Origin of the sequence: Thiomonas sp. (genome assembly GCF_034007205.1) — a bacterium.
In the GTDB taxonomy this organism is placed as follows: Bacteria; Pseudomonadota; Gammaproteobacteria; order Burkholderiales; family Burkholderiaceae_C; genus Thiomonas.
On the sequence record NZ_JAVERI010000004.1, the window covers coordinates 77,204 to 103,576 of the forward strand.

Below are 26,373 nucleotides of genomic sequence, written 5' to 3' on the forward strand. Positions count from 1 at the left end.
GATGAAGCGCCCCGAGCCGCAGTGCGGCGCCATTACCCGCCGGGTTTGATCACCGCATCGCCCAGGACCAGCGTCTGGCAGGCCAGGCGTATGTTCGGGCCCGCTTTTTTCGCGGCCAGCGTGGCCCGCTCGAACGTCGACGGTTCGGACAGATGCTCCATGCCTTCCACCACTTCGGTCAGGCAGGTGCCACAATCGCTTTCGCGGCAGCCATACGCAATGCCGGCGCCCACCTTTTCTGAGACTTCGATGATGCGCGTTCCGGCGGGCACGGTGACGGTGACGCCGATGTCGGCAAAGGTCAATCTGGCTTTGGCCACGAAAATTCTCCTGGTCGATTCACGTCACGCGTCTGCGGTGCCGTGAGCTTGGGGTTCAGAGCGGGGACACGGTGACATCGCCGTAGATCTGGGTCTGGCAGGCGAGGCGGCAGTGCTTGCCGGCGAAGTTCTCGCGCTGGATCATGGCCTGCAGCGATTCGAGGTCTTTGCAGTTGCGCCAGCCGCTCACCACCTCCTTGAAGTGCGCGAGCAGCGTGTCCTTTTCCAGCGAGGAGGGCTTGGACAGGTTCTCGGCGCCATCGAGTACCGCGAACACGCAACTGCCGCAATCGCCCTCGCGGCAGTTGTAGGCGATGTAGGAGCCGACCTTTTCCGAAATCTCGATGATGCGTGTGCCCACCGGCACGGTGACGGTGGCCGAGACGTCTGCAAACTTGACTTTCGCTTTTGCCATGATGGTGAATGCTCGTTAAGAGGGGTGCGTCGTGCGCAATGGGGTTGCGGCAAGGAAATGCGTCAGTCGATGGAGAGTTGCGACATGTCGATGTCGCGCGCCTTGGGCCTGCCCATGAGAAAGCTGCCGATGTCGCGGCCGTAGTCGCGGCAACTCTCCAGTTCCTCTTCACTGGGAATCAGTTTGATGCGCAGCCCGCCGACGGGAACGCGCATCTTCAGGCCGCGCAGGCGGTCTTCGATCATGCGCACGGCCTCGCCAGACCAGCCATACGAGCCAAAGGCGCCGGCCACCTTGCCCTTGACGTGGATCCTGGCGAATGAGGACAGCAGATCCCACACGGGTTTGACCGCGTCGCCATTGATGGTGGGAGAGCCGACCAGAATGGCGTCGGCGTCTTCCACCAGGTCGACAAAGGGTTCGACTTCCCCTCCTTCGAGGTCATACAGGGAGATGCGGAATCCGCCGATCTCTGCAGCCCCGTCGCGGATCGCCTCGGCCATATGCATGGTGTTGCGATAGGAGCTGATGTAGAAGATGAGCAGTGTCTTGTCGCTGCGGCCGCTGTCCAGGTGCAGCCTGGGCGTGGACAACTCGCGGTAGCGTGCGATGTAATCACGGGGACGATCCCGCAGGATGGGGCCGTGCGTTGGCGCGATCAAAGTGATGTGCAGCGGCTCGATCAAGTCCAGCGCATGCAGCACATGCTGTTTGAAGGGGCGCATGATGTGCGCGTAGTAATACTCGAAGGAAAAGCGGAAGTCGCCCACCCGGTCGTTGAACAATTGCTCGTCGCAGTGGTGGCAGCCAAACACATCCCCGGAGAACAGCACGCCCTCTTCCTCCAGAAAAGTGCACTGGGTATCGGGCCAATGCAGGTAAGGGGTGTTGAGAAAGCGCAGGGTGCGGTCCCCCAGGTTCACGGTGTCGTTCGTCATCACCGGGGTGTAGGCAATGGCGGTGTCGTTGAGCAGCGCCTTGAGCATGAGTTGCGCGGCTTCAGAAATGTAGAGCGTGGCGTTGACCGCGCGCCGCATGAGTTCGGGCAAGGCGCCGGAATGATCCGGTTCCAGGTGGTTGAGCACGATGGCCTTGATGTCCTCGTAGTTGGCCACCGCTTCCAAGCGGGCGAAGAACTGGTCGGCGCATTCCTCTTTCACCGTATCGATTACCGCGAGACCCGCCGATCCGCGCACCAGATAGGCGTTATAGGTCGTGCCGTTGGGCGTTTTGAGAATGACGTCGAAGGTGCGCATCTTGGGGTCGAGCGCGCCGACCCAATGCACCCGCGGGGTCACTTCGACAGGAAGCAGGCTATGGTCTCGCATGGCTTGGAATTCGCAAGCGAATAAGGGGACGTCTGCCGACTGGAGCGGGAGCATCGCGCCTTGGAGCGGCGCTCCACGTCCCCGTGCGGGTCATTTGAATCCGACGCCAGGCTCGCCGCTGAATTGAACCAGGATGTTTTCATCGCGCGGAATGAACTGGCAGGCCAGGCGATAGGTCGGCGGCAGGTCGTTGACTTCGGCGTCCTTGAGCTCCTGCTTGGTGATCAGGCCCTCCGCCACCAGGGTGCGGCGCTCCTTCTCGCTGAGCGCGTGCGCCATGCGCGGCTTGTCGTCGAGCGAGGTCACCTTGATGACGCAAGAGCCGCATTCGCCGTCTTCGCATTCAAACGGCAGGGGGATCTTGTTCTTTTTGGCGAGTTTGAGCACGCTGTGCGTGTCGCCCGCAATGGCGTAAACGGTGATGTCCTTTTCCATCAGTGGGGAGCTGAAGCAGATCGTGGCCATGAGTTTTCCTTTTCGAATGACGAAGTGAAGGGGGATTGGCGGCGACCGCCATCACGGCATTCCAAGCAACAGCCATGCCAAACCATGAAATCTGTCTAAGCTATTGTTTTGTATTGGGATATGCACCCCGCAGCAGAATTTTTGATCGGATGCGCGTTATCAATCGGACAGGCGCCTACCCATCTGCTACAGGACTCTGCCGAGTGCGGCGTCATTCATGTCGCAAAGCAGACAAAGCCGACAGGCGGCTTGGGCCGAAGCGGGTTTGTGATGAAACGGCCAGGAATTCATGGAGGACAAAAATCGCTAACTCATTGATATAAATCAAAAATAATGGCCGATGATGGCTGGCACGGTTTCTGCTGAAAGAGGGCGTGGCACAGTGAATTCCGACTGTGCCGAACCCAGGGGAGCCGTCTCATGTCAGTCATCGACAAACCGATCTATCTCGACTATGCCGCCACCACCCCGGTCGATCCGCGTGTCGTGCGGGCGATGGTGCCGTATCTGTATGAGCAATTCGGCAATCCGGCTTCACGCAGCCACGCCTTCGGCTGGGCGGCGGAGGAAGCCGTGGAAATCGCCCGCGAGCAGGTCGCGGCGCTGATCGGCGCCGATGCCCGCGAGATCGTCTGGACCTCGGGGGCGACCGAATCGAACAATCTGGCGATCAAGGGCGCGGCGCACTTTCATCAGGGCCGCGGTCGCCATATCGTGACGGTCAAGACCGAGCACAAGGCCGTGCTCGACGCCTGCCGTGAACTCGAACGCGAGGGCTTTGAAGTCAGCTATGTCGATGTCGGGCCAGACGGCCTGCTCGACCCCGCCGTGTTCGCCGCGGCGCTGCGGCCCGACACCATCCTGGCGTCGGTGATGTTCGTCAACAACGAGATCGGCGTCATCCAGGACGTGGCGACGCTGGGCACCCTGTGCCGGGCGCGCGGCATTCTGTTTCACGTCGATGCGGCGCAGGCCACCGGCAAGGTGGAAATCGATCTGACCGATCTGCCCATCGACCTGATGAGCCTGTCGGCGCACAAGACCTACGGCCCCAAGGGCATCGGCGCGCTCTATGTGCGGCGCAAGCCGCGGGTGCGCATCGCCGCGCAGATGCACGGCGGCGGGCACGAGAACGGCCTGCGCTCGGGCACGCTGCCCACGCACCAGATCGTCGGCATGGGCGAGGCCTACCGCCTGGCGCGCGAGACCATGCAGACCGAGAACGAGCGCATCCGCGCGCTGCGCGATCGCCTCTGGAGCGCGCTGTCGGCCATACCGGAAATCCGCGTCAATGGCGACATGCAGCAGCGCGTGCCGCACAACCTCAACGTCAGTTTCCAGTTCGTCGAAGGCGAATCGCTGCTGATGGGCATCAAGGGCGTGGCCGTGTCCAGCGGCTCGGCCTGCACCTCGGCCAGCCTGGAGCCCAGCTATGTGCTGCGGGCTCTGGGCCTGAGCGACGAAGTGGCGCACAGCTCGATCCGGTTTTCCATCGGGCGCTACACCACCGAGCACGAGGTGGATGCCGCCGCGCAGCGCATCAAGACCACGGTGGAGCGCCTGCGCGATCTGAGCCCGCTGTGGGACATGCATTGCAGCGGAATCGATCTGTCTGCCGTGCAGTGGGCCGAGCATTGAGCCGAACCTGGCGTTCAACCCCCATCAATCTTTTTTCACCTGACTCCCGGAGCCCATCATGGCCTATAGCGACAAAGTGATCGAGCATTACGAGAACCCGCGCAACGTCGGCGGCTTTGCGGCAAACGAGGCCGGGGTGGGCACTGGCATGGTCGGGGCGCCCGCCTGTGGCGATGTGATGAAGCTGCAGATCAAGGTCAACGCCGAAGGCGTGATCGAGGACGCGCGCTTCAAGACCTACGGCTGCGGCTCGGCCATCGCCTCGTCCTCGCTCGTCACCGAATGGGTCAAGGGCAAGACGCTGGACGAGGCGCTGTCGATCAAGAACACCGCCATCGCCGCCGAACTGGCCCTGCCGCCGGTGAAGATTCACTGCTCCATCCTGGCGGAAGACGCCATCAAGGCCGCAGTGGCCGATTACCGCACCCGGCTCGACGCCGCAGGCGCGACGCTGATCGAACACAACGCCTGCGCGCCCGCGGCGACGGGTCTGTCCGAAGCCGCCTGAGCTGCCCCCCGCTTCGGCGCTTTTTTCTCACATCGAGGAGTCTCACCATGAGTTCATGCAAGTCGCAAGGAGCCGCTTCGTCCTGCTCCACCACCCTGCCTGCGCCGCCCGCCGCGGCGATCGAACGTGCGGCAGGGGCCGATCCCATCCTCGTCACCGATGCCGTGGTCGAGAAAGTCACGCAGATGCTCGCCGAAGAGGGCGACAGCGCCATGTGCCTGCGCGTATTCGTCTCCGGCGGCGGCTGCTCGGGCCTGCAATACGGATTTTCCATCGAGGACGCGCCGGCGGAAAACGATGTGCTGGTGCAGCGCGGCGTCCTGTCCGTCGTGGTCGATCCGATGAGTCTGCAATATCTGGCGGGCGCCGAAATCGACTTTCAGGACGGTCTCGAAGGCGCGAACTTCATCATTCGCAACCCCAATGCCACCAGCACCTGCGGCTGCGGCAATTCGTTCTCGACCTGAGCCTTTGAGACAGGAGCAAGGCAATGAGTATTTCCGTCACCCCCAAGGCCGCGGCGCAGGTGCGCAAGGCCATCGACAAGCGCGGCGCCGGGCTGGGCCTGCGGCTGGCGATCAAGACCAGCGGCTGCTCCGGCTATGCCTATGCGCTGGAATTCGTCGATGCGGTCAACGACGACGACGCCTGCTTCGAAACCGAGGGCGTGACCATCGTCGTCGATCAGCGCAGCCTGCCGCTGCTCGATGGCACCCAGCTCGACTGGACGCGCGAAGGGTTGAACGAGGGTTTCCGCTTCCTCAACCCCAACGCCAGCGCCACCTGCGGCTGCGGCGAGTCGTTCGCCGTGTAATCCAACGGAAAGCCCGCGATGGCCCTGCTCCAGATCGCCGAACCCGGACGTTCCGCCGCGCCGCATCAGCACCGGCTCGCCGTGGGCATCGACCTGGGCACCACCAACTCGCTGGTGGCGACGGTGCGCAGCGGACAGGCGGTCGCGCTGGCCGACGCCGACGGCGGCATCCTGCTGCCGTCGGTGGTGCACTACGCCGCAGACGGGAGCGTGACCGTCGGCCATGCAGCGCGCGAGCGCCTGGCCGACGATCCGCACAACACCATCACATCGGCCAAGCGCTTGATCGGGCACACGGCAGACGAGCTCGCACCCGGCCTGGTGCACTACGGCCTGGTCGAGCAACCCGGCGCCGTGGCGGTGCGCACCGCGGCCGGCATCAAGTCTCCGAGCGAAGTCGGCGCCGAGGTGTTGCGCGCATTGAAGGCGCGCGCCGAAGCCGCGCTCGGCGGCGAGCTGGTCGGCGCCGTGGTGACGGTGCCCGCGTACTTCGACGAAGCGCAGCGCCAGGCCACCAAGGAGGCCGCGCGCCTGGCCGGTCTGCCGGTGCTGCGGCTGCTCAACGAACCCACGGCCGCCGCCGTGGCCTATGGCCTGGACCACGCGAGCGAAGGCGTGTTCGTGGTGTACGACCTCGGCGGCGGCACCTTCGACGTGTCCATCCTGCGTCTGACGCGCGGCGTGTTCGAGGTGCTCTCGACCCACGGCGATGCCATGCTGGGCGGCGATGATTTCGATCGTGCCATCGTCGATTGGTTCGTCGACCAAACCGGCGCCGACGCCTGGCTCGCCGGCGATGCCCCCCACCTCACCCGCGCCGCCCGCGCCGCCAAGGAAGGCCTCAGTGCGCAGGATCGCGCGGTGATGCAATGCGCCTGCGCCGACGGTTCGCTGCAAAGCGCCGCGCTCGATCGCAACACCTTCGAGGTCTTGAGCAAGGTCTTGATCGACCGCACCCTGCGCTGCGTGCGCCAGGCGCTCGGTGATGCTCAGTTGCATGCCGACGAGGTCGACGGCGTCATTCTGGTCGGCGGCGCCACCCGCATGCCGCAGGTGCGCCACGCCGTGGCCCGGCTGTTCGGCCGTGAGCCGCTGACGAATATCGATCCGGACCAGGCCGTGGCCATCGGCGCGGCGATCCAGGCCGATCAGCTCGCAGGCAACCGCGCGGCAAGCGACGACGGCCTGCTGCTGCTCGACGTCTGCCCCTTGTCGCTGGGCATCGAGACCATGGGCGGTCTGGTGGAAAAGATCATCCCGCGCAACAGCACGGTGCCGACCGCAAGGGCGCAGGATTTCACCACCTTCAAGGACGGGCAGACCGCCATGTCGCTGCATGTGCTGCAGGGCGAGCGCGATCTGGTGAGCGAATGCCGCTCGCTGGCGCGGTTCGAACTGCGCGGCATACCGCCGATGGTGGCCGGTGCGGCGCGCATCCGGGTCACGTTCCAGATCGACGCCGATGGTCTGCTGAGCGTGAGCGCGCATGAACAAAGCACCGGGATCGAAGCGCATATCGAGGTCAAGCCGAGCTACGGTCTGGGCAATGAACAGGTCACCGACATGCTGCGCGACGCCATGCACAGCGCCGAGGCCGACGCCGCGCTGCGCATGCTGCGCGAAGCCGAAGTGGACGCCCGCCGCCTGCTCGACGCCACCGACGCTGCGCTGCGCGAGGACGGCCGCGCCCTGCTCAGCAATGAGGAATACCGCGCCATCGTCCAGTGCATGCAGCAACTGGCCGATGTGCTGGAGCCGCTCGCCGCGGGCGAATCGCAGGACGGCGAGGCGCTGCGCCAGCAGCGCGATCTGTTGCAGCAAGCCAGCACCGCACTCAATCAGGCGACGACCGAATTCGCCGGGCGCCGCATGGATGCCAAAGTGCGCCAGGCGCTGGGCGGCATGCGCCTGGATGATGTGCCCTGCTGAGCGCCGGTTTCAGCCGATTTCACTCACCATCCAGCAGGGAAAGACCATGCCGCAGGCGATCGAAAGCATTCAGACCATGACGCAGGTGCAGGTGCTGCCGCATCCCGACCTCTGCCCCCAGGGCGCTGCGTTCGAGGCCAGGAAGGGCAAAACCCTGCTCGACGCCCTGCTCGATCAGGGCATCGCCGTGGAACACGCCTGCGAGAAAGTCTGCGCCTGCGCCACCTGCCACGTGCATTTGCGCGCCGGCGGCGACCAGGTCAAACCCGCTGACGAACAGGAAGAAGACCAGCTCGGCGCCGCCTGGGGGCTGGACGCGCAATCGCGCCTGGCCTGCTGCGTGCGGCTGAGCGACGCCCCACTGGTCGTGGAACTCCCCCGCCACACCCGCAACCACGCCCGCGAGCGCTGAATCAATCTCCCTCCCCACTCGTGGGGAGGGAGGGGTGGGGAAATGGCGAGAACAGGCCGTAATCTGCCCACTTCCAGATCCCCCTCCTCAAGTCCGACAGGCTCCTAGCGTCCACCGCCAGCGGGCGTGGAGTTTTTTTGCTCGGACAGCGTGCGCCACGCGCGCTTCGATCAAGCCCCGATATGGGAAAATGCCCATTCGAGGGGGGCGCAGAGTTTCGCCCGCAAATGACCTGGGGTCCCGTTGACAACACCGCAGCTTCTGACGCCGCACCAGAGCCAGTACTTCGCCTGGTTGCTGACCAGGCGCGCAGCAGGCGACTCGGTGGAGTCGCTGGCTTCGACCCTGGTCGATGCGCAAGTCGATCTGAATCCCCATCAAGTCGAGGCCGCGCTCTTCGCTTGCCGCAACCCCCTCTCACGTGGCGTGATCCTCGCCGACGAGGTGGGTCTGGGCAAGACCATCGAAGCCGGCTTGGTCATCTCCCAACGCTGGGCGGAACGGCGGCGGAAGGTGCTCATCATCGTGCCGGCGAACCTGCGCAAGCAATGGCACCAGGAGCTGCAGGACAAGTTCGGCCTGCAAGGGCTGATCCTCGAAGCCAAGAGCTACAACGCGATCCGAAAACAGGAGCGGCAGAACCCGTTCCTGTTCGCCTCCGGCCCGATCATCTGTTCCTATCAGTTCGCGAAGGCCAAGGCCGACGACGTCAAGGGCATCGCCTGGGACTTGGTCGTGCTCGACGAAGCGCATCGCCTGCGCAACGTCTACAAGACCGGCAACGTCATCGCCAGGACCCTCAAGGAGGCGCTCGCAAACGTGCATTCCAAGGCGCTCCTGACCGCGACGCCGCTGCAGAACTCTTTGCTCGAACTCTATGGGCTGGTCAGCTTCATCGACGACCGCGTGTTCGGCAACCTCGACAGCTTCCGCTCGCAGTTCACCGGCCGGGAGCAATCCTTCGGCAGCCTGCGTGAGCGGCTGGCCCCCCTCTGCAAGCGCACCCTGCGCCGCCAGGTTCAGCCCTACGTGTCGTACACCGCGCGCCGCGCCATCGTCCAGGAATTCACGCCGTCGAGCGAAGAGCAGGAACTTTCCAGGCTCGTCGCCGATTACCTGCGCCGCCCCAACCTCAAGGCCCTGCCCGAGGGTCAGCGCCAACTGATTTCGCTGGTGCTGTGGAAGCTGCTCGCCTCCAGCACGCACGCCATCGCAGGGGCGCTGGAGACCATGGCCAGACGCCTCCAGGGGGTGCTGGACGAAGCTCCCGTGGTTCCCGATCTGGCCGAAGAACTGGACGAGGACTACGAGTCGCTCGAAGAGACCGCCGACGAATGGGAAGACCAGGAGCTGGGCAGCAAGGCAGCGGGCCGCGATGAACGCGACGCCATCGCGCAGGAGATCGAGGAGCTGCGCCACTTCAAAACGCTGGCAACGAACATCCGCGACAACGCCAAGGGCCGCGCTCTGCTCACCGCGCTCGACCGTGCCTTTGCCGAACTCGATCGCTTGGGCGCGACCAGAAAGGCCATCCTCTTCACCGAGTCCAGGCGCACGCAGGACTACCTCCTCGATTTGCTCGCCGACACGCCCTACGGCGACGGCATCGTGCTCTTCAACGGCACCAACAGCGACGCGCGTGCGCAGGCCATCTACAAGGACTGGCTCAAGCGCCACCAAGGCACCGACCGCATCAGCGGCTCCAGGACCGCCGACACCCGCGCGGCCCTGGTCGAGCATTTCAAGGAGCGCGGCAAGGTCATGATTGCCACCGAGGCCGGAGCCGAAGGCATCAACCTCCAGTTCTGCTCGCTGGTCATCAACTACGACCTGCCGTGGAACCCGCAGCGCATCGAACAGCGCATCGGGCGCTGCCACCGCTACGGGCAGAAGCACGACGTGGTGGTGGTCAACTTCGTCGATCTCGGCAATGAGGCGGACCGCCGCGTCTACGAACTGCTGGAGCAGAAATTCCGGCTGTTCGATGGGGTATTCGGGGCCAGCGACGAGGTGCTGGGCGCCATCGGTTCGGGCGTCGATTTCGAGCGCCGCATCGCCGATATCTACCAGAACTGCCGCGACCCCGAGGAAATCCGGTCCCGCTTCGAGCAGCTTCGGCTCGACCTCTCCGGCGAGATCAACGAGGCGATGGTCAAGACCCGCCAGCTCCTGCTGGAGAACTTCGACGAGGAAGTGCAGGACAAGCTGCGCATGCGGGCCGAGGACAGCCGCAACACGCGAAGCAAATACGAACGCATGTTGATGGACCTGACCCGGGCGGAACTGGGCGACTGCGCCGCATTCGACGACGAGGGGTTCGATCTGCTTCGCCTCCCCTCTCCCGCAGGCGGGGACGGGGGTGAGGGTGATGTGCCACTCGGTCGCTACGAACTCCCCCGCCGCTCCGGCGACGCGCACCTATACCGCATCAATCATCCGCTGGCGCGATGGGGCATCGAGCAGGCCAAGGCTCGCGCACTCGACGGGGCTCGTCTCGTCTTCGACTACAACGCCTACGGCACCAAGATCAGCACGCTGGAGCCATATCGCGGCAAGGCCGGATGGCTCACCCTGAAACTGCTCGAAGTCGAGGCATTGGGCAATCGGGAGCAACACCTGCTGGTTGCCGCGGGCACGACCGACGGCGTCGTACTCGCGGAAGACGACCCCGAAAAGCTGCTGCGCCTGCCCGCCATCGAACTCCCCTCTCTCCTCGGGAGAGGGGCAGGGGGTGAGGGCATCCCGCCCGAGTTGCAAGCCGATGTCCAAGCCCGCAAGACTGTCCTGCTGCGCGACATCAACCAGCGCAACCTCGGCTACTTCGAGCAGGAAGTCCAGAAACTCGACGCCTGGGCGGACGACCTGAAGCTCGGTCTGGAGCAGGACATCAAGGAAATCGACCGCGAGATCAAGGAAGTGCGCCGCACCGCCGCGATCTCGCCGACGCTGGAAGAAAAGCTGTCCTGGCAGAAGCGGCAGCGCGAGCTGGAAGCCAAGCGCAGCAAGCTGCGCCGCGAGCTGTTCGCCCGGCAGGACGAAGTCGAAGCCCAGCGCAACGACCTCATCAATCAGTTGGAGGTGCAACTCCAGCAGCAGGTCGAGGAGCGCACGCTGTTCACCGTGGAATGGGAATTGCGATGAACCACACCCCAGCCCGACAACACGATGCTTTGGAGTCCTTGGCAGGACAGATTGCCGAGATCGTCCAACGGGCACGCAGCCATGTGCGCCAAAGCGTCAATCAGGCCATGGTGGTCTGCTACTGGGAAATCGGCCGTCTGATCGTGGAACACGAACAGCAAGGGCAAGCCCGCGCCGCCTACGGGCAACGGCAACTGGCCGCGCTCTCCGCTCGGCTGACAGACAGGTTCGGCAAGGGGTTCGATGTCAGCAACTTGCGCAACATGCGCCGGTTTTACCAGGCCTTCCCAATACGAGAGACGGTGTCTCCTGAATTGAGTTGGTCGCACTACAACGCATTGGCGCGGATAGACAATCCCGCCGCCCGCGACTGGTATCTGCGCGAATCTGTCAGCCAGAACTGGAGCGTGCGCGCGCTGGAGCGGCAAATCGGCGTGCTGTACTACGAGCGCCTGCTCGCCAGCAAGGACAAGGCCGTCGTCGAGACGCAAGCAAGGGAACAAACCGCGCCCCTGGCCGAAACCGCGAAAGATTTCTTGCGCGATCCCTATGTGCTGGATTTCCTGAACCTGAACGCCAGCTGCTTCCTGGAAGGCGATCTGGAACAGGCCATCATGGACAATCTGCAAAGCTTCCTGCTGGAACTGGGCCGGGGCTTTGCCTTCGTCGCCCGTCAGCAGCGCGTGAGTTTTGCCGACGAAGTCGAAGCCCAGCGCAATGACTTCATCAATTAGTTCGAGGTGCAGCTCCAGCAACAGGTCGAAGAGCGCACGCTGTTCACTGTGGAGTGAGAATTGGGATGAAAAGGTGGGAACGATGACCGCAACCAACTTCAACACCGAGAACCGCACCTATCGCCAACTGTTGGGTAACGGCCTTGTCTACCGCATCCCGCGTTTCCAGCGCGACTACTCCTGGGACGAGGAGCACTGGGAGGACCTTTGGGACGACATCGTCGGCACGCTGCCGGCCGATGGCGAACCCGCCCACTACATGGGCTATCTGGTGCTGCAAACCGGGGATAACCGCATTTTCGAGGTCATCGACGGCCAGCAGCGGCTCACGACCTTGAGCCTGATCGTGCTCGCCAGCATGCGTCTGCTCAACAAGCTGCCGGGTGCAGGCAGTCCGGCCGATGCCAATGCCAAGCGCCTGGAACAATTGCGCGCCACCTACATCGGCTATCTGGACCCCGTGACTCTGACCACCCGCAACAAGCTGGCGCTGAATCGCAACAACGACACCTACTACCGGGACTATCTCGTCACCCTCGCCGAGCATCTGCCGCAGCGCGGCTTTCCCGCGTCCACGCATGCCATGCGCAAGGGTTTCGAGTGGTTCGAGCGGCGTTTGCGCGATTGGGTCAAGACGGAAGCCGACGCCGGCATGGCGCTGGCGCGCTTCATCGACACCATGAGCGACAAGCTGTTTTTTACCGTCATCACGGTGGCCGACGAACTCAACGCCTACAAGGTATTCGAGACGCTCAATGCACGCGGTGTGCGCCTTTCCGCCACCGACCTGCTCAAGAACTATCTGTTTTCGGTGCTTGCCCGAGGCGGCGAATCGGCGCACGAACTGGACGAGCTGGAACGTCGCTGGGAGAACATGGTCGGGCGGCTTGGTCAGGAAAGTTTTCCCGATTTTCTGCGCATGCACTGGAACAGCCGCAACAGCTTCGCCCGACAGTCGGAACTGTTCAAAACCATACGCAACCGCATCGAGACCCGCGAGGCCGTATTTCAGCTTCTGCGCGAGATGGATGAGGACATCGACACCTATCTTGCGCTCAGCCAGCCCGAAGGATCGCAATGGCCTGCCTCGTGGAAGAAAAGCGCGCAGGATTTGCGCATGTTCTCTGTGCGCCAGCCTTATCCCATGCTCATGGCGGCCAGGCGGCGGCTGACCGATGGGGACTTCGAGGCGCTGCTGCGCGCCACTGTCGTCATCGCCTTTCGCTACAACGTCATCGGCTCCCAGCACACCAGCGAGCAGGAACGCATCTACCACACTGTCGCCCTCCGGCTGCACCGGGGCGAGGCACAGTCGCTCGGTGACGTGCTGGAAGCGCTGCACCCCGTGTACCGGAGTGATGAAGCCTTTCGCGCCGACTTCGCCGAAAAGAGCATCAAGACCACCCAGAGCCGCAACGCCAAGATCGTGCGCTATGTCCTGAGCAAGCTGGAGCGGCAGGCCGGGGGCATCGACTTCGACCCCGAGTCCGCGAGTTACACCATCGAGCACGTGCTGCCCCAGTCGCCGCAAGCAGGCTGGGAGGCGTTTTCCGATCGCGATTTGGAGAACTTCGTTTATCGGCTGGGCAATATGGTCATGCTGGAAGCGGGCAGGAACAAGGACATCGCCAACCGACCCTACGCCGAAAAGCGGCCGGTGCTCGCCGCCAGCGGGTTGACGCTCACCCGCTCGCTCGCCGAAGAAAACGCCGAATGGAATCCCGAGCGCGTAGAGGCACGCCAGCAGCAATTGGCCCGGCTCGCCACGGCCGTCTGGCGCATCGCGCAATTGAGTTGAAACCCCCATGAACAAACAAAAACTCGAACTCACCTGGATCGGCAAGGAGAAGCGGCCCAGGCTGGAGCCGCGCATTCTGCTCGAAGAGCCTGAGAAGTCGTATCACGCCAGGCATCGGGTGACGGAGAACGACCTCTTCGACAACCGGCTGATCTTTGGCGACAACCTGCTGGCGTTGAAGGCGCTGGAGGCGGAGTTTGCGGGCCGGGTGAAGTGCGTGTTCATCGACCCGCCGTACAACACCGGCAGCGCGTTCACGCATTACGACGACGGGCTGGAGCACTCGATCTGGCTGGGGCTGATGCGCGACCGGCTGGAGATCATCCGGCGACTGCTGACGGAGGATGGGTCGTTGTGGATCACCATTGACGACAACGAGGCGCATTACTTGAAGGTGTTGTGTGATGAGGTGTTTGGGCGGGCGAATTTTGTTTCTACTGTCATTTGGCAGAAGAAGTACGCACCGAAATCCGACTCTAAGTACTTCTCGAACTCTCATGACTTCGTGCTCGTTGTCGCCAAAGACTTGACCAGGTTCAATCTTGGACGGTTGCCGAAGACTGAGAAGCAAACTGGTCGATATACGAATCGGGACAACGACCCTCGTGGGCCCTGGAAAGCGAGCGATGTTCTGCGCAACGAAGCACGCGACTATGCGATTTTCCCTGTCACGTTGCCTTCTGGTCGGGAGGTCTATCCACCGTCTGGTACAAGCTGGCGCTACACGAAGGAGAAGTTCGCCGAGTTGATAGCAGACAACCGCATCTGGTTCGGTGTGGAAGGCGATGCACGCCCCGCATACAAGCGATTCCTGTCAGAAGTTACTGACACGATTCCAAGCACCACCATCTGGCCCTACGATGAAGTTGGTCACAACGACGAGTCGAAGAAGGAAATGCGGGCGTTGTTTGGTGAAAATCTCTTTGACACGCCGAAGCCGGAGCGACTTCTTGAGCGTGTCCTGATGTTGGCCACCAACCCTGGCGACCTCGTCCTCGACTCCTTCGCCGGCTCCGGCACCACGGGTGCGGTCGCGCACAAGATGGGCCGTCGCTGGATCATGGTCGAGCTGGGCGAGCACTGCCACACCCACATCATCCCGCGGCTGAAGAAGGTGATCGACGGCGAGGATCAGGGCGGCATTTCCAAGGCGGTGGGCTGGCAGGGCGGCGGCGGTTTCCGCTATTACAAACTCGCACCGACGCTGATCGTCAACGACCGCTGGGGCAACGCGGTCATCAACCCGGCGTACAACGCGGCGCAACTGGCCGAGGCGCTGGCCAAGCTGGAGGGCTTCAGCTATGCGCCGTCCGAGGTGCACTGGTGGCAGCACGGCCATTCCAGCGAGCGGGATTTCATCTACGTCACCACGCAGAACCTGTCCGCTGAGCAGTTGCAGGCGCTGGCCGATGAAGTGGGCAGCGAACGCAGCCTGCTGGTGTGCTGCGCGGCCTTTCGCGGCGTAACGGCGGCGCAGGCCTCGCAGCGCTGGCCGAATCTGACGTTGAAGAAGATTCCGAAGATGGTGCTGGCCCGCTGCGAGTGGGGGCACGACGACTACAGCCTGAATGTGGCCAATCTGCCGATGGCGGCGCCGCAGCCGGAGACGCCCTCACCCCAACCCTCTCCCGGAGGGAGAGGGAGCAAAACAGGCAGGGCGGTCAGCGGCACGGCTGACCTGTTTGGCGATGGCGGGGAGGACGGGGCATGAGCCGGAACCTTGCAGGCATTCCGGCGGATTACGCCGCCAAGCCAAACACTGAAATTGTGCAGCAGGCTGCTGCATGAATGCCTTTTTCCCGATGGCGATGGCAAAAAGGCGCTTGAATCGATTCGAGGAGGCGATATGAATCGCGAACAAGCATTGAGGCTTTTGGCTCAAAGCAAACCCACCTTGGCAACCCGCTACGGCGTGACCCGCCTGGCGCTGTTCGGCTCCACGGCGCGCAACTCGGCCCGGGCCGATAGCGATATCGATGTACTGGTCGATTTCGATGGGCCTGCAACATCCGCACGATATTTCGGTGTGCAGTTTTATTTGGAGGATTTATTGGGGCGCCCGGTCGATCTGGTCACGGCAAAGGCGCTGCGCAAGGAGCTGCGTCCCTACATCGAGCGGGAGGCGCTGTATGTCTGAAGCTCCGCCGCGCGAGTGGCGTTTCTACCTGGAAGACATGATCGGCTTTGCCGAAAAGGTGCTGGTTTATACCCAGGGTCTCGATCAGGCAGGCTTCGAGGCCAGTGGACTGAACTACGATGCCACGCTGCGTAATCTGGAACTGATTGGCGAAGCGGCAACGCATATTCCAGAACCGGCGCGACAGGCTCACCCGGAGATCCCGTGGCGCATGGTCATTGCCACTCGCAATCGCCTGATTCATGGCTATCTCGGCATCGATAACGATACCTTGTGGAGCATCATCCAGGATGATGTGCCGAAGCTGCTGCAACAACTGAAATCGATGCGGGAGAAGTCGGAATGAATCGGGTGTTTCATCACATCAGTGGCCGCCTGTCGCTGCGCCCGCCGCAGGCGGAATCGCTGGTGCATCTGGCGCGTGCCATCGAGGCCGCGCCGGAACTGCTGGAGCACGGCAAGGATGCATCGGCGGTGCTCGCCACGCTGAAAGCACTGTTCCCCACGCTGGAAGACTTCGAGCGCGAATTCCCCTCGCTGTGCTTCGCACTGGCCACGGGGGTGGGCAAGACGCGGCTGATGGGGGCCTTCATCGCCTATTTGCATCTGGCGCACGGCATCAACAACTTCTTCGTGCTTGCGCCCAACCTGACGATCTACAACAAGCTGATCACGGATTTCACGCCCAATACACCAAAATATGTCTTCAAGGGTATTGGCGAGTTCGCTATCAACGCGCCGAGAGTCATCACCGGCGACAATTACGACCAGCAGAACATCAGCGGGGGCGAGCTGTTCGGCGAAGTACGCATCAACATCTTCAACATCTCCAAGATCAACTCCGAGGTGCGCGGCGGCAAGGAACCGCGCATCAAGCGCATGCGCGAAGTGCTGGGCGACAGCTATTTCAACCATCTCGCCAACCTGCCCGACCTGGTGCTGCTGATGGACGAGTCGCACCGTTACCGGGCGCAGGCGGGAATGCGGGCGATCAACGAGCTGAAGCCGCTGTTCGGTCTGGAAGTGACGGCGACGCCGTTCGTCGAGTCCAGCCGTGGGCCGGTGCCGTTCAGGAACGTGGTGATGGACTACCCGCTCTCAAGGGCGATGGAGGATGGCTTCGTCAAGGAGCCTGCCGTGGTCACCCAGCGCAACTTCATTGCTGCGGCGCACACGCCCGAGGAGATCGAGAAGATCAAGCTGGAAGACGGCGTGCGCCTGCACGAGACGACCAAGGTCGAGCTGCTCACCTATGCCCGCGAGAACTTTGTTCCGCCGGTCAAGCCCTTCATGCTCGTCATCGCTCGCGATACCACGCACGCGGGGCAACTCAAGGCCTTGATCGAGTCCGATGCCTTTTACGAGGGACGTTACGCGGGCAAGGTGATTCAGGTCGATTCCAGCCGCACCGGCGCGGAGGAAGAGGAGATGATCACGCGCCTGTTGGCCGTGGAGAGCGTGGATGAGCCGACCGAGATCGTCATCCACGTCAACATGCTCAAGGAGGGCTGGGACGTGACCAACCTTTACACCCTCGTGCCGCTGCGCGCCGCCAATGCGCGCACACTGATCGAGCAGAGCATCGGGCGCGGCCTGCGTCTGCCCTACGGCAAGCGCACCGGTGTGGCGGCGGTGGATCGCCTGAACATCGTCGCCCACGACAAGTTTCAGGAGATCATCGACGAGGCCAACCGCGGCGACTCGCCGATTCGGCTGAAGCAGGTCATCCTCGATGCGCCGTCCGGCGATGACAACAAGGTCAGCGTGCAGGTCGAGTCGGGGGCGGCGGCGCGTCTCGGTTTGACGGGAGCACCGGTCGTGATCACGGGGGCTTCAAGCACTGACAACGGAGCGGAAATCCCTGTGCCCGAGCCGGTGTTCACCACGGAGGCAGAGAAGCAGGCCGCGCGCGTGGTCATGGACGTCATCGGCAAGTACGAGGTCAAGCGCGATCTGGTGCCCACCAGCAGCGCGCTACTGAAACCCGAGGTGCAATCGGCGCTCCTCGCGGAGGTGGCCGAGCGGTTGAAGCCCCTGCAAGGCGAATTGCTGGCGGGCGTGGACGCATCCGCTCCCGCGCTCGACCTGGTTGCCGTGGTGGCCAAGACCACCGAGATCGTGGTGCAGCAGACCATCGACATCCCGCGCATCGCGGTGGTGCCGACCGGCGAGGTCACGACCGGCTTCCGCGCCTTCAAGCTGGATGTGAGCCAGCTCCATCTCCAGCCGGGGAGCCACGAGATCGTCGGGCAGATGCTGCGCAGCAACGAGCAGTTCACCCTGGCCGCCGAGGTCGGGCTCAAGGAGAAGCGCCCGGAGGACTACATCGTCCACGCGCTGGTGGACTTCGATGACGTCGACTACTTCACCCACGCCGACCTCCTCTACGACCTCGCAGGTCAGATGGTGCAGCACCTGCGCGGTTATCTGTCCGAGATTGATGCCATCAGCGTCCTCGATCGTGACCGCCGCCTGATCGCACGGGAAATCCACGCGCAGATGATGGCGCATTTCTGGGAAGATGCGACCGAGTACGAGGTGCAGGTCAGCCGCGGCTTCACCGAACTCAAGCCCTGCAACTACACCGCCACCGCAGGCCAGACGGCCCACCACTTCCGGGAGACCGTGCCTGATCCCGGCCGCATCAAGCAGATGCTCTTCGGTGGCTTCGCGCGTTGCCTGTACCCGCTGCAGAAGTTCGACTCGGATACCGAACGGCGCTTCGCCATCCTCCTGGAGCGCGACGCGATGAAATGGATCAAGCCCGCGAAGGGGCAGTTCCAGATTTACTACAAGCTCGGCACCGCGCAGCCGGAATACATCCCCGACTTCGTGGCCGAAACGGATGCGGCGATTTTGATGGTGGAGACCAAGGCACGCGCCGACATCGACACGCAGGAGGTGCAGGCCAAGGCCGCTGCCGCCATGCGCTGGTGCAAGTACGCTTCCGATCACGCGGCGAACGTAGGCACCAAGCCCTGGAAGTACCTGCTGCTGCCGCATGACGAGGTCGACGAGTCGAAGCGGCTCGTCGATTACCTGCGCTTCCAGCCGGATGAAAGCGGGTCAGGAAACCAGCCGCGGGCCGGTACTGCGTGAGGCTCGACTTGTCGGCAAACCGACAAAACCCACATCGGCCAAACCCGCCGTCTAGCCTGAAAACATCCAATAAATCAAGCGGTTGGAAAATGCCAGGTGATGGCATAGGTTTTGCTCAGTAGGCATCGACAACCTGGGAGAAGTCGATGAACACACTGGCCACCCGAACGATCACCATCAATGACACCACACTGCGCGACGGTGAGCAGACTGCCGGTGTGGCCTTCGCCGACGAGGAAAAGCTCAGCATCGCCCGCGCGCTCGACCAGGCTGGCGTGCCGGAAATGGAGATCGGCATTCCCGCGATGGGGCCACGCGAGATCGACCTCATCCGCGCCATCGTCGGCCTGGGGCTCAAGGCGCGCACCATGGTCTGGGCGCGCATGTGCGAGTCCGATCTGACCGCGGCGGTGTCGTGCGGGGCCGACATCGTGCATCTGTCCATACCGGTGTCCGACATCCAGATCGAGCGCAAGCTCGGGCGCAACCGCGACTGGGTGCTCGATGCCATCTATCGCCATGTGCGGTTTGGCCGCACGCTGGGCAGCCAGATCAGCGTGGGGTTTGAAGATGCCTCACGCGCCGATGCGGATTTCCTGCTGTGTGCCGCGCAGGCGGCGCAGCAGGCGGGCGCGATCCGCCTGCGCTACGCCGACACCCTCGGCGTGCTCGACCCGTTCACCACCTTCGAGCGCATCGCCCAACTGCGCGCGGCGGTCGATCTGGACATCGAGATGCATGCGCATGACGATCTCGGCCTGGCCACGGCCAATACCCTGGCCGCGGTGCGCGCCGGGGCGACGCACGTCAGCACCACGGTCAACGGCCTGGGCGAGCGCGCCGGCAATGCGCCGCTGGAGGAAGTGGTCATGGCGCTGCGCCATCTGCACGGCGTGGAATGCGGCGTCGCCACCGACACGCTGCCGCAGATTTCCGCTCTGGTGGCCAAGGCCTCCGGTCGTCCGGTTGCCGCGGGCAAGAGCATCGTCGGCGCGGCGGTGTTCACCCACGAGTCGGGCATCCATGTGGACGGTCTGCTGAAAGACCCGAGCAACTATGAAGGCTTCGACCCCGCCGAACTGGGGCGCAGCCACCGCACCGTGCTGGGCAAGCACTCCGGCGCGCATGCGGTGCGGCATGGCTATGAACAGATCGGCATCGAACTCCGGGAAGACGATGCCGGCGAACTGCTCGGCCGCATCCGCCAGCACGTCAGCGCGACCAAGAGTCCGCCGGAACGGGAAGATCTGCTGCGTTTCTATCGTGAGGCGCTCGCCATCGGCTTGAACGAAGTCGGCATCTGAACGGCCGTCCGCGTTCGCCTGCCGCCTCACCGTTCCAACCTCACGCCATCCACCCCATTCAGACCTGTCAGGAAGCATGCCATGAACGACCTCATCATTCGCCTCAAGCAACTCTCCAGCGCCGAAGAGTTTCTGCAGTTTTTCGGCGTGAGTTATGACGAGCACGTGGTTCATGTCAACCGCCTGCACATCCTCAAGCGCTTCTACCAATACCTGCACAAGGCGCAGGGGCTGGCCGATCTGAACGAGGTGGAGATGTTCACCCGCTACCGCGAGCTGCTGGCCCAGGCCTATCAGGACTTCGTGCATTCCAGCGCCGTACAGGAAAAGGTGTTCAAGGTGTTCCAGGACGCCGAAGGCCAGCAGCGGGTGTCGTTGACCTCGCTGCGTGACCGGCTTGCGCAGCGGCGCAGCGACAGCGCCTCACCCGCGAAGCAGGCGGCTTGAACCGGACCGGCGGGAGACCCTCATGCACATCGTCGTCTGCATCAAGCAGGTTCCGGATTCGGCGCAGATCCGCGTCCATCCGGTGACCAACACCATCATGCGCCAGGGCGTCCCGGCGATCGTCAACCCCTACGACCTGTTCTCGCTGGAAGAGGCGCTTCGCCTGAAGGACCAGTTCGGCGGCCGCGTCACGGTGCTGAGCATGGGGCCGCCGCAGGCCGAGGATGCGCTGCGCAAGTGCATCTCGTACGGCGCCGACGACGCCGTGCTGGTGACCGACCGCGCCTTCGCCGGCGCCGACACCCTGGCGACTTCGTATGCGCTGGCCTCGGCAATCCGCCAGATCGCGCGCGAGCAGGCGGTCGACATGGTGTTCGCCGGCAAGCAGACCATCGACGGCGACACCGCGCAGGTCGGCCCGGGAATCGCCAAGCGCATGGATCTGCAGTTGCTGACCTATGTGTCGCGCATCGTCGAGGTCGATCCGGTGGCGCGCAGCATCACCGTCGAGCGCCGCGCCGAAGGCGGGGTGCAGGTGCTGCGCACCGCGCTGCCCTGCCTGGTGACCATGCTGGAAAACAGCAACGAGCTGCGCTTCGCCACCCTGCCGGCGATGATCCACGCCGCCGCCTATCCGGTGCGTCGGTGGGATAAGGTCGCCGCCGGAATCGAGGACCTGGGCAAGATCGGTCTCAAGGGCTCGCCCACGGTGGTGAGCAAGGTGTTCGGCCCGACGCCGCGCAGCGACAAGGCCGAGATGCTGTCGGCCGACACCGCCGAGCCGCGCGACATCGCCCTCAACCTGGTGCAGATGATTTTCACCCGCCAGCCGGCGCTCGAAGCCGATCTGATCGCCGCGGCATCCGCCTGACATCGCACGCAAACGAGGCAACGCCATGAACGACACCGTCAAGAAGCCCGCGGGACGCGGACGCAATCTGGAACTGCCCGAACACCTCAAGTCGTACAAGGGGGTGTGGGTGTTCATCGAACACGACCGCGGCCACGTCCATCCGGTGAGCTGGGAACTGCTCGGCGCCGCGCGCAAGCTGGCCGACGCTCTCGGGGTGACGGTCTCCGGGGTGCTGATGGGCGGCCCCGACGAGGCGCTCGACGATTTCGCCCGCGACGCCTGGGCCTATGGCGCCGACCGCTGCCACCTGGTGCGCGACCCGGCGCTCAAGGGCTACCGCAACGAGCCATTCACCCGCGCGCTGACCGAACTGGTCAACCGCCACCAGCCCGAAATCGTGCTGCTCGGCGCGACCACCATGGGCCGCGACCTGGCCGGATCGGTGGCGACCACGCTGCAGACCGGGCTGACCGCCGACTGCACCGAACTCAACATCGACCCGGCGACGCGCGCGCTGGCCGCCACCCGCCCGACCTTCGGCGGCTCGCTCTACTGCACCATCATGACCCTGGCCTACCGGCCGCAGATGGCGACGGTGCGCCCGCGGGTGATGCCGCTGCCGCGCCGCGACGCGTCGCGCAGCGGCACGCTGGTCGAGGACGCCGTCCATCTGGTCGAAGCCGACATCGTCACCAAGCTGATCGAGTTCATCCCCGATGCCAGCCGCAACAGCGTCAACCTCACCTACGCCGACATCATCGTCGCCGGCGGCAAGGGGCTGAAGAACGCCGACAACTTCGGCCTGGTGTGGGACCTGGCGCGGGTGCTCGGCGCCGAAGTCGGTGCCAGCCGGCCGGTGGTGCATGCGGGCTGGGTCGAGGCCGAGCGCCAGGTCGGGCAGTCGGGCAAGACGGTGCGGCCCAAGCTCTACATCGCCGCCGGAATTTCCGGCGCGGTGCAGCACCGCGTCGGCATGGAAGGCGCCGACCTGATCGTCGCGATCAACACCGACCCGAACGCGCCGATTTTCGATTTCGCGCACATCGGCGTGGTCGGCAACGCGATGCAGATCCTGCCGGCGCTGACGCGGGCGCTGCGCGCGCACATCGACAGCCGAGCTGTCCGCGCCGCCTGAGGCCGTCCCAACCGGAGCAAGCACCATGAACGTCAACAAGAATTTCGATGCCATCGTCGTCGGCGCCGGACCCTCGGGCAATGCCTGTGCCTACACCCTGGCCAAGGCCGGGCTGAAGGTGCTGCAGATCGAGCGCGGGGAGTATCCGGGGTCGAAGAACGTGCAGGGCGCCATCCTCTACTCCGACGCGCTCGAGCGCATCATCCCCGACTTCCGCGAAGACGCGCCGCTGGAGCGTCACATCATCGAGCAGCGCATGTGGGTGCTCGACGACGCCTCGTTCATCGGCACCCATTTCCGCAGCGACGACTACAACAAGCCGCCGCACAACCGCTACACCATCCTGCGCGCGCAGTTCGACAAGTGGTTCTCGTCCAAGGTGCGCGAGGCAGGCGCCCTGCTGATCTGCGAGACCACGGTCGAGGAACTGCTGCTCGACGCCGACCGCGTCATCGGCGTGCGCTGCGACCGCCTGGGCGGCGAGGTCTATGCCGACGTGGTCGTGCTCGCCGACGGCGTCAACTCGACGCTGGCGCGCAAGGCTGGGTTCCACGGCGAGATCAAGGCCAAGGAAGTCGCGCTGGCGGTGAAGGAAATCCTGTTCCTGCCCGAAGAGGTGATCCAGCAGCGCTTCAACGTCAAGGGCGACGAAGGCGTGGTGATCGAGCTGGTCGGCAAGGTGACCGAGGGCATGGTCGGCACCGCCTTCCTCTACACCAACAAGGAGTCGCTGACCATCGGCATCGGCTGCATGCTCGACGGCTTCAAGTCCAACCCCAACCGCACCACGCCTTACGCACTGCTGGAAAAGCTCAAGCGCCATCCGTCGATCGCCCCGCTGATCGAGGGCGGCGAGATGAAGGAATACTGCGCCCACCTCATCCCCGAGGGCGGATTCCACGCCATTCCCAAGCTCTACGGCACCGGCTGGATGATCGTCGGCGACTCCGGCGGTTTCGTCAACGCCGCGCACCGCGAGGGATCGAATCTGGCGATGACCACCGGGCGCCTGGCCGCCGAAACCATCATCGAGGCGCGCGCCGCCGGACTGCCGATGAGCGAGAAAACGCTGCGCGCGTACAAGGACAAGCTCGACGCCAGCTTTGTGATGAAAGACCTGCACAAGTACCGCGACATGCCCGAGGTGCTGCACGCCAATCCGCAGTTCTTCACCACCTATCCCGAACTCGTCAACCGCGCGGCGCAGACCATGCTCACCGTCGACGGCGACGACAAGAAGACCAAGGAACGCGAGATTTTCAAAAGCTTCCGCGGCTCGCGCGGGGTCGCCGGGCTGCTCGGCGATGCATTCAAACTGTGGAGGGCATTTCGATGAGCGCCATTTCAGTCAATGTCGAGGAAAAACTTTTCCAGAACCGCTATCGGGTCGATCACGGTCGGCCGCACATCCGCATCAGGCAGCCCGAGATCTGCAGCAATGAGTGCGTCAGCCAGGCCTGCACCTATATCTGCCCGGCCTCCTGCTATACGGCCGAAGGCAACGGCACCGTCACGCTGATCACCGACGGCTGCCTCGAATGCGGCAGTTGCCGGGTGATCTGCACCGAGTACCACAATGTCGACTGGGAATACCCACGCGGTGGGCATGGCATTTTGTTCAAATTCGGCTGAATGGATGCAGTGGCATCGCCATCGCCATCGTGGAGAATGCAGGCTTGGCATGAAATCTGCATTTCTCACGAGGACAGGTGAAGCCCCATTGCTTGCTTGCACCGCAGCGGAGCAGGGCGGAGACCTTGGTGCCGATCCTGTGCCACCGTTGTGCCGTTGCGCGGCAGGAGGCGCACCATGAATCAGACTGCCTATCGGCAACGCTCCCATGTGGAGCTGATCACCATCTACGAGGTTTGCCGCATTCTGGGCGCTTCGCTCGACATCGACCGCACGTTCCGCGAAACGCTCAATGTGCTTGCCGCGTATCTGGGCCTCTCCCGGGCCATGATCGTCCTTGCCGACGATGAAGGCCAGTTGCGCCTGCACAGTGCGGTGGGCATGAGCGACGAGCAGATTGCACGCGGGCAATGGCAGTCGGGCGAAGGCATGGTAGGAGGCGTCTATGCCAAAGGCTTGCCGATGACCGTGCCCGATGTGAGCAATGCGCCCGAGTTCATCGACCGCACCGGCGCCTTCACCGCGCCGAGCGGGCGTATGATGGCGCTGATCGTCGTGCCGCTGAAAACCGAGCGCGGCAAGCTCGGCGTGCTCGCGGCGCAGCGCGAGGTCGAGGGCGCTGCGCGCCTGTCCGACGATCAGCGCCTGCTCACCATGGTGGCCACCCTGCTGGCGCAGGCGGTGTTGATGCACAACGCCGTGAGTCAGGAACACGAGCGCCTGCAGCTCGAAGCCACGCGGCTGCAAAAGGCGCTGCAGACCGCCCCGGTCGGGCGCTACAGCCTGGAAAACGTCATCGGCATCTCGCAGCCGATGCAGCAGGTGTTTGCCGAAGTGCATCAGGCCGCGCCGTCGCGCGCGACCGTGCTGCTGCGCGGCGAGAGCGGCACCGGCAAGGAGGCCATCGCCCGCGCGCTGCACTTCCTGTCGCCGCGCAAGGACGGCCCCTTCATCAAGGTCAACTGCGCCGCGCTGACCGAGTCGCTGCTGGAGTCTGAACTCTTCGGCCACGAAAAGGGCGCGTTCACCGGCGCCGCGGGCGAGCGCAAGGGACGCTTCGAGCTGGCGCACGGCGGCACGCTGTTCCTCGACGAGGTCGGCGACATCTCGCCGGCGTTCCAGGCCAAGCTGCTGCGCGTGCTGCAGGAGCGCGAGTTCGAGCGCGTCGGCGGCAGCCGCCCGATCAAGGTCGACGTGCGGCTGATCTGCGCGACCAACCGCGACCTGGAGAAGATGGTCAAGCGTGGCGAATACCGTGCCGACCTTTACTACCGCATCAACGTGGTGTCGATCTTCCTGCCGCCGCTGCGCGAGCGCCGCGAAGACATCCCGCCGCTGGTGGCGCACTTCGTCGACCGCTTCAACAAGGAGAACCGCCGCGGGCTCAAGGTCAGCCCCGACGCGATGAAGGTGCTCTACAACTGCTACTGGCCGGGCAATGTGCGCGAACTGGAGAACTGCATCGAGCGCACAGCGACCATGGCGCAGGGCGACGTGATCCGCGACGCCTCGTTTCCGTGTCGGCACAATCGCTGCCTCACCCAGACCCTGCACTTCGTGGCGAAGGAGGATGCGGTGTCGGCAGCCATTTCCATTGCACCTGCCCCGGCTGCCGCGCCGCTGCAGCCGCAAGATGCCGCCGAATCCTTCGGTGAACGGCCGGCCGAGCCGGTGCGCATCGGGCCGACCGCGCAGATCGCCACGCCTGCCCGTCAATATGGCAACGAACCGCCGCAAGGCGAGCGCGAGCGTCTGATCTGGGCGATGGAGCAATGCGGCTGGGTGCAGGCCAAGGCCGCGCGCCTGCTCAAGGTCACGCCGCGCCAGCTTGGCTACGCCTTGCAGAAACACCTGATCGAAGTGCAGAAATTATGAGCGCCATGCCGCAGAGTGATTACTTCCGCCTCGCCGAGGCCATGCTCGCCGCCGTGGAGGCGGCTGCGGACAAGGCCGATGTCGACACGCGCCGCGATGGCGCCGTGCTCACGCTCACCCTCGACAACAAGGAGCGCATCATCATCAACCTGCAGGCGCCCCTGCAGGAGCTGTGGCTGGCGAGTCAATCGGGGGCGCATCATTTCCGCTGCTCCGCGCAGCAGTGGCGAGATACGCGCACGGGGCAGGGCTTTGCGGCCCTGCTCCAGGCCGCGGTGACCGCGCAGGGCGGCCCGGATCTGCAATTGGGCTGATCCTCTCGCTTCGCTTGTGGCGACTCATGAGAAAACGCAGGGCCGCCCCAAGTTTTCTCATCCCCCTCGGGGGGC

Annotated in this window: 25 protein-coding genes; 21 read left to right on the top strand and 4 right to left on the bottom strand. The window is 64.0% G+C overall.

Features of this window, described 5'->3' with window-relative positions; translation table 11 throughout:
* Positions 1-32 precede the first annotated feature (32 nt).
* The 4 genes from RBR52_RS04655 to RBR52_RS04670 all read right to left on the bottom strand — a co-directional run bounded on the left by RBR52_RS04655 (position 33) and on the right by RBR52_RS04670 (position 2,528).
* Positions 33-320: a 2Fe-2S iron-sulfur cluster-binding protein gene (locus RBR52_RS04655; protein ID WP_320376024.1), complete on the bottom strand. Its 288-nt coding sequence runs from the start codon at positions 318-320 to the stop codon at positions 33-35.
* A 55-nt stretch (positions 321-375) separates the two neighbouring features.
* Positions 376-735, bottom strand: coding sequence for a 2Fe-2S iron-sulfur cluster-binding protein (locus RBR52_RS04660; protein ID WP_320376025.1), 360 nt, complete (start codon positions 733-735; stop codon positions 376-378).
* 62 nt (positions 736-797) lie between these two features.
* Positions 798-2,063: an FprA family A-type flavoprotein gene (locus tag RBR52_RS04665; protein WP_320376026.1), complete on the bottom strand. Its 1,266-nt coding sequence runs from the start codon at positions 2,061-2,063 to the stop codon at positions 798-800.
* Between the two features lie 90 nt (positions 2,064-2,153).
* The gene (locus tag RBR52_RS04670) at positions 2,154-2,528 is read right to left on the bottom strand and encodes a 2Fe-2S iron-sulfur cluster-binding protein (protein ID WP_320376027.1); all 375 of its coding nucleotides are present in this window, start codon (positions 2,526-2,528) and stop codon (positions 2,154-2,156) included.
* A 420-nt stretch (positions 2,529-2,948) separates the two neighbouring features.
* On the opposite strand from RBR52_RS04670, the gene RBR52_RS04675 reads away from it, so the two are divergent.
* The 21 genes from RBR52_RS04675 (at position 2,949) to cyaY (ending at position 26,298) form a co-directional block, all read left to right on the top strand.
* Entirely contained in the window at positions 2,949-4,166 is a 1,218-nt protein-coding gene (locus RBR52_RS04675) for an IscS subfamily cysteine desulfurase (RefSeq protein WP_320376028.1), read from the top strand.
* 58 nt (positions 4,167-4,224) lie between these two features.
* Positions 4,225-4,674 carry a Fe-S cluster assembly scaffold IscU gene (gene iscU / locus RBR52_RS04680; protein ID WP_320376029.1) on the top strand — a complete coding sequence of 150 codons (450 nt, stop codon included), beginning with the start codon at positions 4,225-4,227 and terminating at the stop codon, positions 4,672-4,674.
* 47 nt (positions 4,675-4,721) lie between these two features.
* Complete coding sequence (gene erpA / locus RBR52_RS04685) at positions 4,722-5,141, top strand: iron-sulfur cluster insertion protein ErpA (RefSeq protein WP_320376030.1); 420 nt, start codon at positions 4,722-4,724, stop codon at positions 5,139-5,141.
* Positions 5,142-5,164: 23 nt separating this feature from the next.
* Positions 5,165-5,488 carry an iron-sulfur cluster assembly accessory protein gene (locus tag RBR52_RS04690; protein ID WP_320376031.1) on the top strand — a complete coding sequence of 108 codons (324 nt, stop codon included), beginning with the start codon at positions 5,165-5,167 and terminating at the stop codon, positions 5,486-5,488.
* Positions 5,489-5,506: 18 nt separating this feature from the next.
* The gene (gene hscA, locus RBR52_RS04695) at positions 5,507-7,417 is read left to right on the top strand and encodes a Fe-S protein assembly chaperone HscA (protein WP_320376032.1); all 1,911 of its coding nucleotides are present in this window, start codon (positions 5,507-5,509) and stop codon (positions 7,415-7,417) included.
* 76 nt (positions 7,418-7,493) lie between these two features.
* Positions 7,494-7,829 (top strand): ISC system 2Fe-2S type ferredoxin, encoded by a 336-nt coding sequence (gene fdx / locus RBR52_RS04700; protein WP_320376161.1) that lies wholly within the window; start codon positions 7,494-7,496, stop codon positions 7,827-7,829.
* Positions 7,830-8,072: 243 nt separating this feature from the next.
* On the top strand, positions 8,073-10,970 hold the full coding sequence (locus RBR52_RS04705; protein WP_320376033.1) for an SNF2-related protein: 2,898 nt from the start codon (positions 8,073-8,075) through the stop codon (positions 10,968-10,970).
* Positions 10,967-11,704 carry a PDDEXK nuclease domain-containing protein gene (locus RBR52_RS04710; protein ID WP_320376034.1) on the top strand — a complete coding sequence of 246 codons (738 nt, stop codon included), beginning with the start codon at positions 10,967-10,969 and terminating at the stop codon, positions 11,702-11,704. The genes RBR52_RS04705 and RBR52_RS04710 overlap by 4 nt, the downstream gene beginning before the upstream one ends.
* Positions 11,705-11,786: 82 nt before the next feature.
* Positions 11,787-13,502 (top strand): DUF262 domain-containing HNH endonuclease family protein, encoded by a 1,716-nt coding sequence (locus RBR52_RS04715; protein WP_320376035.1) that lies wholly within the window; start codon positions 11,787-11,789, stop codon positions 13,500-13,502.
* Positions 13,503-13,509: 7 nt separating this feature from the next.
* On the top strand, positions 13,510-15,213 hold the full coding sequence (locus tag RBR52_RS04720; RefSeq protein WP_320376036.1) for a site-specific DNA-methyltransferase: 1,704 nt from the start codon (positions 13,510-13,512) through the stop codon (positions 15,211-15,213).
* A gap of 135 nt (positions 15,214-15,348) precedes the next feature.
* Positions 15,349-15,639, top strand: coding sequence for a nucleotidyltransferase family protein (locus RBR52_RS04725; protein WP_320376037.1), 291 nt, complete (start codon positions 15,349-15,351; stop codon positions 15,637-15,639).
* A complete protein-coding gene (locus RBR52_RS04730) occupies positions 15,632-15,985 on the top strand; it encodes a DUF86 domain-containing protein (protein ID WP_320376038.1) in 354 nt (117 codons plus the stop codon). Before RBR52_RS04725 ends, RBR52_RS04730 begins: the two co-directional genes overlap by 8 nt.
* Positions 15,982-18,738: a DEAD/DEAH box helicase gene (locus RBR52_RS04735; RefSeq protein WP_320376039.1), complete on the top strand. Its 2,757-nt coding sequence runs from the start codon at positions 15,982-15,984 to the stop codon at positions 18,736-18,738. The genes RBR52_RS04730 and RBR52_RS04735 overlap by 4 nt, the downstream gene beginning before the upstream one ends.
* Before the next feature lie 146 nt (positions 18,739-18,884).
* A complete protein-coding gene (gene nifV / locus RBR52_RS04740) occupies positions 18,885-20,042 on the top strand; it encodes a homocitrate synthase (protein WP_320376040.1) in 1,158 nt (385 codons plus the stop codon).
* An 81-nt stretch (positions 20,043-20,123) separates the two neighbouring features.
* The gene (nifW, locus tag RBR52_RS04745) at positions 20,124-20,489 is read left to right on the top strand and encodes a nitrogenase stabilizing/protective protein NifW (RefSeq protein ID WP_320376041.1); all 366 of its coding nucleotides are present in this window, start codon (positions 20,124-20,126) and stop codon (positions 20,487-20,489) included.
* Between the two features lie 22 nt (positions 20,490-20,511).
* The gene (locus tag RBR52_RS04750; RefSeq protein WP_320376042.1) at positions 20,512-21,360 is read left to right on the top strand and encodes an electron transfer flavoprotein subunit beta/FixA family protein; all 849 of its coding nucleotides are present in this window, start codon (positions 20,512-20,514) and stop codon (positions 21,358-21,360) included.
* A 25-nt stretch (positions 21,361-21,385) separates the two neighbouring features.
* Complete coding sequence (locus RBR52_RS04755; RefSeq protein WP_320376043.1) at positions 21,386-22,477, top strand: electron transfer flavoprotein subunit alpha/FixB family protein; 1,092 nt, start codon at positions 21,386-21,388, stop codon at positions 22,475-22,477.
* Between the two features lie 25 nt (positions 22,478-22,502).
* Positions 22,503-23,813, top strand: a complete 1,311-nt coding sequence (locus RBR52_RS04760; protein ID WP_320376044.1) for an FAD-dependent monooxygenase — start codon at positions 22,503-22,505, stop codon at positions 23,811-23,813.
* Complete coding sequence (locus tag RBR52_RS04765) at positions 23,810-24,109, top strand: ferredoxin family protein (protein ID WP_320376045.1); 300 nt, start codon at positions 23,810-23,812, stop codon at positions 24,107-24,109. Before RBR52_RS04760 ends, RBR52_RS04765 begins: the two co-directional genes overlap by 4 nt.
* 177 nt (positions 24,110-24,286) lie before the next feature.
* Positions 24,287-25,984: a nif-specific transcriptional activator NifA gene (gene nifA, locus RBR52_RS04770; RefSeq protein WP_320376046.1), complete on the top strand. Its 1,698-nt coding sequence runs from the start codon at positions 24,287-24,289 to the stop codon at positions 25,982-25,984.
* Positions 25,981-26,298: an iron donor protein CyaY gene (gene cyaY, locus RBR52_RS04775; protein WP_320376047.1), complete on the top strand. Its 318-nt coding sequence runs from the start codon at positions 25,981-25,983 to the stop codon at positions 26,296-26,298. The genes nifA and cyaY overlap by 4 nt, the downstream gene beginning before the upstream one ends.
* Positions 26,299-26,373 lie beyond the last annotated feature (75 nt).

Bases quoted from the DNA above. Each gene is read 5' to 3' on its own strand.
- RBR52_RS04660 (WP_320376025.1), bottom strand. From the start codon at position 735: ATGGCAAAAGCGAAAGTCAAGTTTGCAGACGTCTCGGCCACCGTCACC.
- RBR52_RS04665 (WP_320376026.1), bottom strand. From the start codon at position 2,063: ATGCGAGACCATAGCCTGCTTCCTGTCGAAGTGACCCCGCGGGTGCAT.
- RBR52_RS04670 (WP_320376027.1), bottom strand. From the start codon at position 2,528: ATGGCCACGATCTGCTTCAGCTCCCCACTGATGGAAAAGGACATCACC.
- RBR52_RS04675 (WP_320376028.1), top strand. From the start codon at position 2,949: ATGTCAGTCATCGACAAACCGATCTATCTCGACTATGCCGCCACCACC.
- iscU (WP_320376029.1), top strand. From the start codon at position 4,225: ATGGCCTATAGCGACAAAGTGATCGAGCATTACGAGAACCCGCGCAAC.
- erpA (WP_320376030.1), top strand. From the start codon at position 4,722: ATGAGTTCATGCAAGTCGCAAGGAGCCGCTTCGTCCTGCTCCACCACC.
- RBR52_RS04690 (WP_320376031.1), top strand. From the start codon at position 5,165: ATGAGTATTTCCGTCACCCCCAAGGCCGCGGCGCAGGTGCGCAAGGCC.
- hscA (WP_320376032.1), top strand. From the start codon at position 5,507: ATGGCCCTGCTCCAGATCGCCGAACCCGGACGTTCCGCCGCGCCGCAT.
- fdx (WP_320376161.1), top strand. From the start codon at position 7,494: ATGACGCAGGTGCAGGTGCTGCCGCATCCCGACCTCTGCCCCCAGGGC.
- RBR52_RS04710 (WP_320376034.1), top strand. From the start codon at position 10,967: ATGAACCACACCCCAGCCCGACAACACGATGCTTTGGAGTCCTTGGCA.
- RBR52_RS04715 (WP_320376035.1), top strand. From the start codon at position 11,787: ATGACCGCAACCAACTTCAACACCGAGAACCGCACCTATCGCCAACTG.
- RBR52_RS04720 (WP_320376036.1), top strand. From the start codon at position 13,510: ATGAACAAACAAAAACTCGAACTCACCTGGATCGGCAAGGAGAAGCGG.
- RBR52_RS04725 (WP_320376037.1), top strand. From the start codon at position 15,349: ATGAATCGCGAACAAGCATTGAGGCTTTTGGCTCAAAGCAAACCCACC.
- RBR52_RS04730 (WP_320376038.1), top strand. From the start codon at position 15,632: ATGTCTGAAGCTCCGCCGCGCGAGTGGCGTTTCTACCTGGAAGACATG.
- RBR52_RS04735 (WP_320376039.1), top strand. From the start codon at position 15,982: ATGAATCGGGTGTTTCATCACATCAGTGGCCGCCTGTCGCTGCGCCCG.
- nifV (WP_320376040.1), top strand. From the start codon at position 18,885: ATGAACACACTGGCCACCCGAACGATCACCATCAATGACACCACACTG.
- nifW (WP_320376041.1), top strand. From the start codon at position 20,124: ATGAACGACCTCATCATTCGCCTCAAGCAACTCTCCAGCGCCGAAGAG.
- RBR52_RS04750 (WP_320376042.1), top strand. From the start codon at position 20,512: ATGCACATCGTCGTCTGCATCAAGCAGGTTCCGGATTCGGCGCAGATC.
- RBR52_RS04755 (WP_320376043.1), top strand. From the start codon at position 21,386: ATGAACGACACCGTCAAGAAGCCCGCGGGACGCGGACGCAATCTGGAA.
- RBR52_RS04760 (WP_320376044.1), top strand. From the start codon at position 22,503: ATGAACGTCAACAAGAATTTCGATGCCATCGTCGTCGGCGCCGGACCC.
- RBR52_RS04765 (WP_320376045.1), top strand. From the start codon at position 23,810: ATGAGCGCCATTTCAGTCAATGTCGAGGAAAAACTTTTCCAGAACCGC.
- nifA (WP_320376046.1), top strand. From the start codon at position 24,287: ATGAATCAGACTGCCTATCGGCAACGCTCCCATGTGGAGCTGATCACC.
- cyaY (WP_320376047.1), top strand. From the start codon at position 25,981: ATGAGCGCCATGCCGCAGAGTGATTACTTCCGCCTCGCCGAGGCCATG.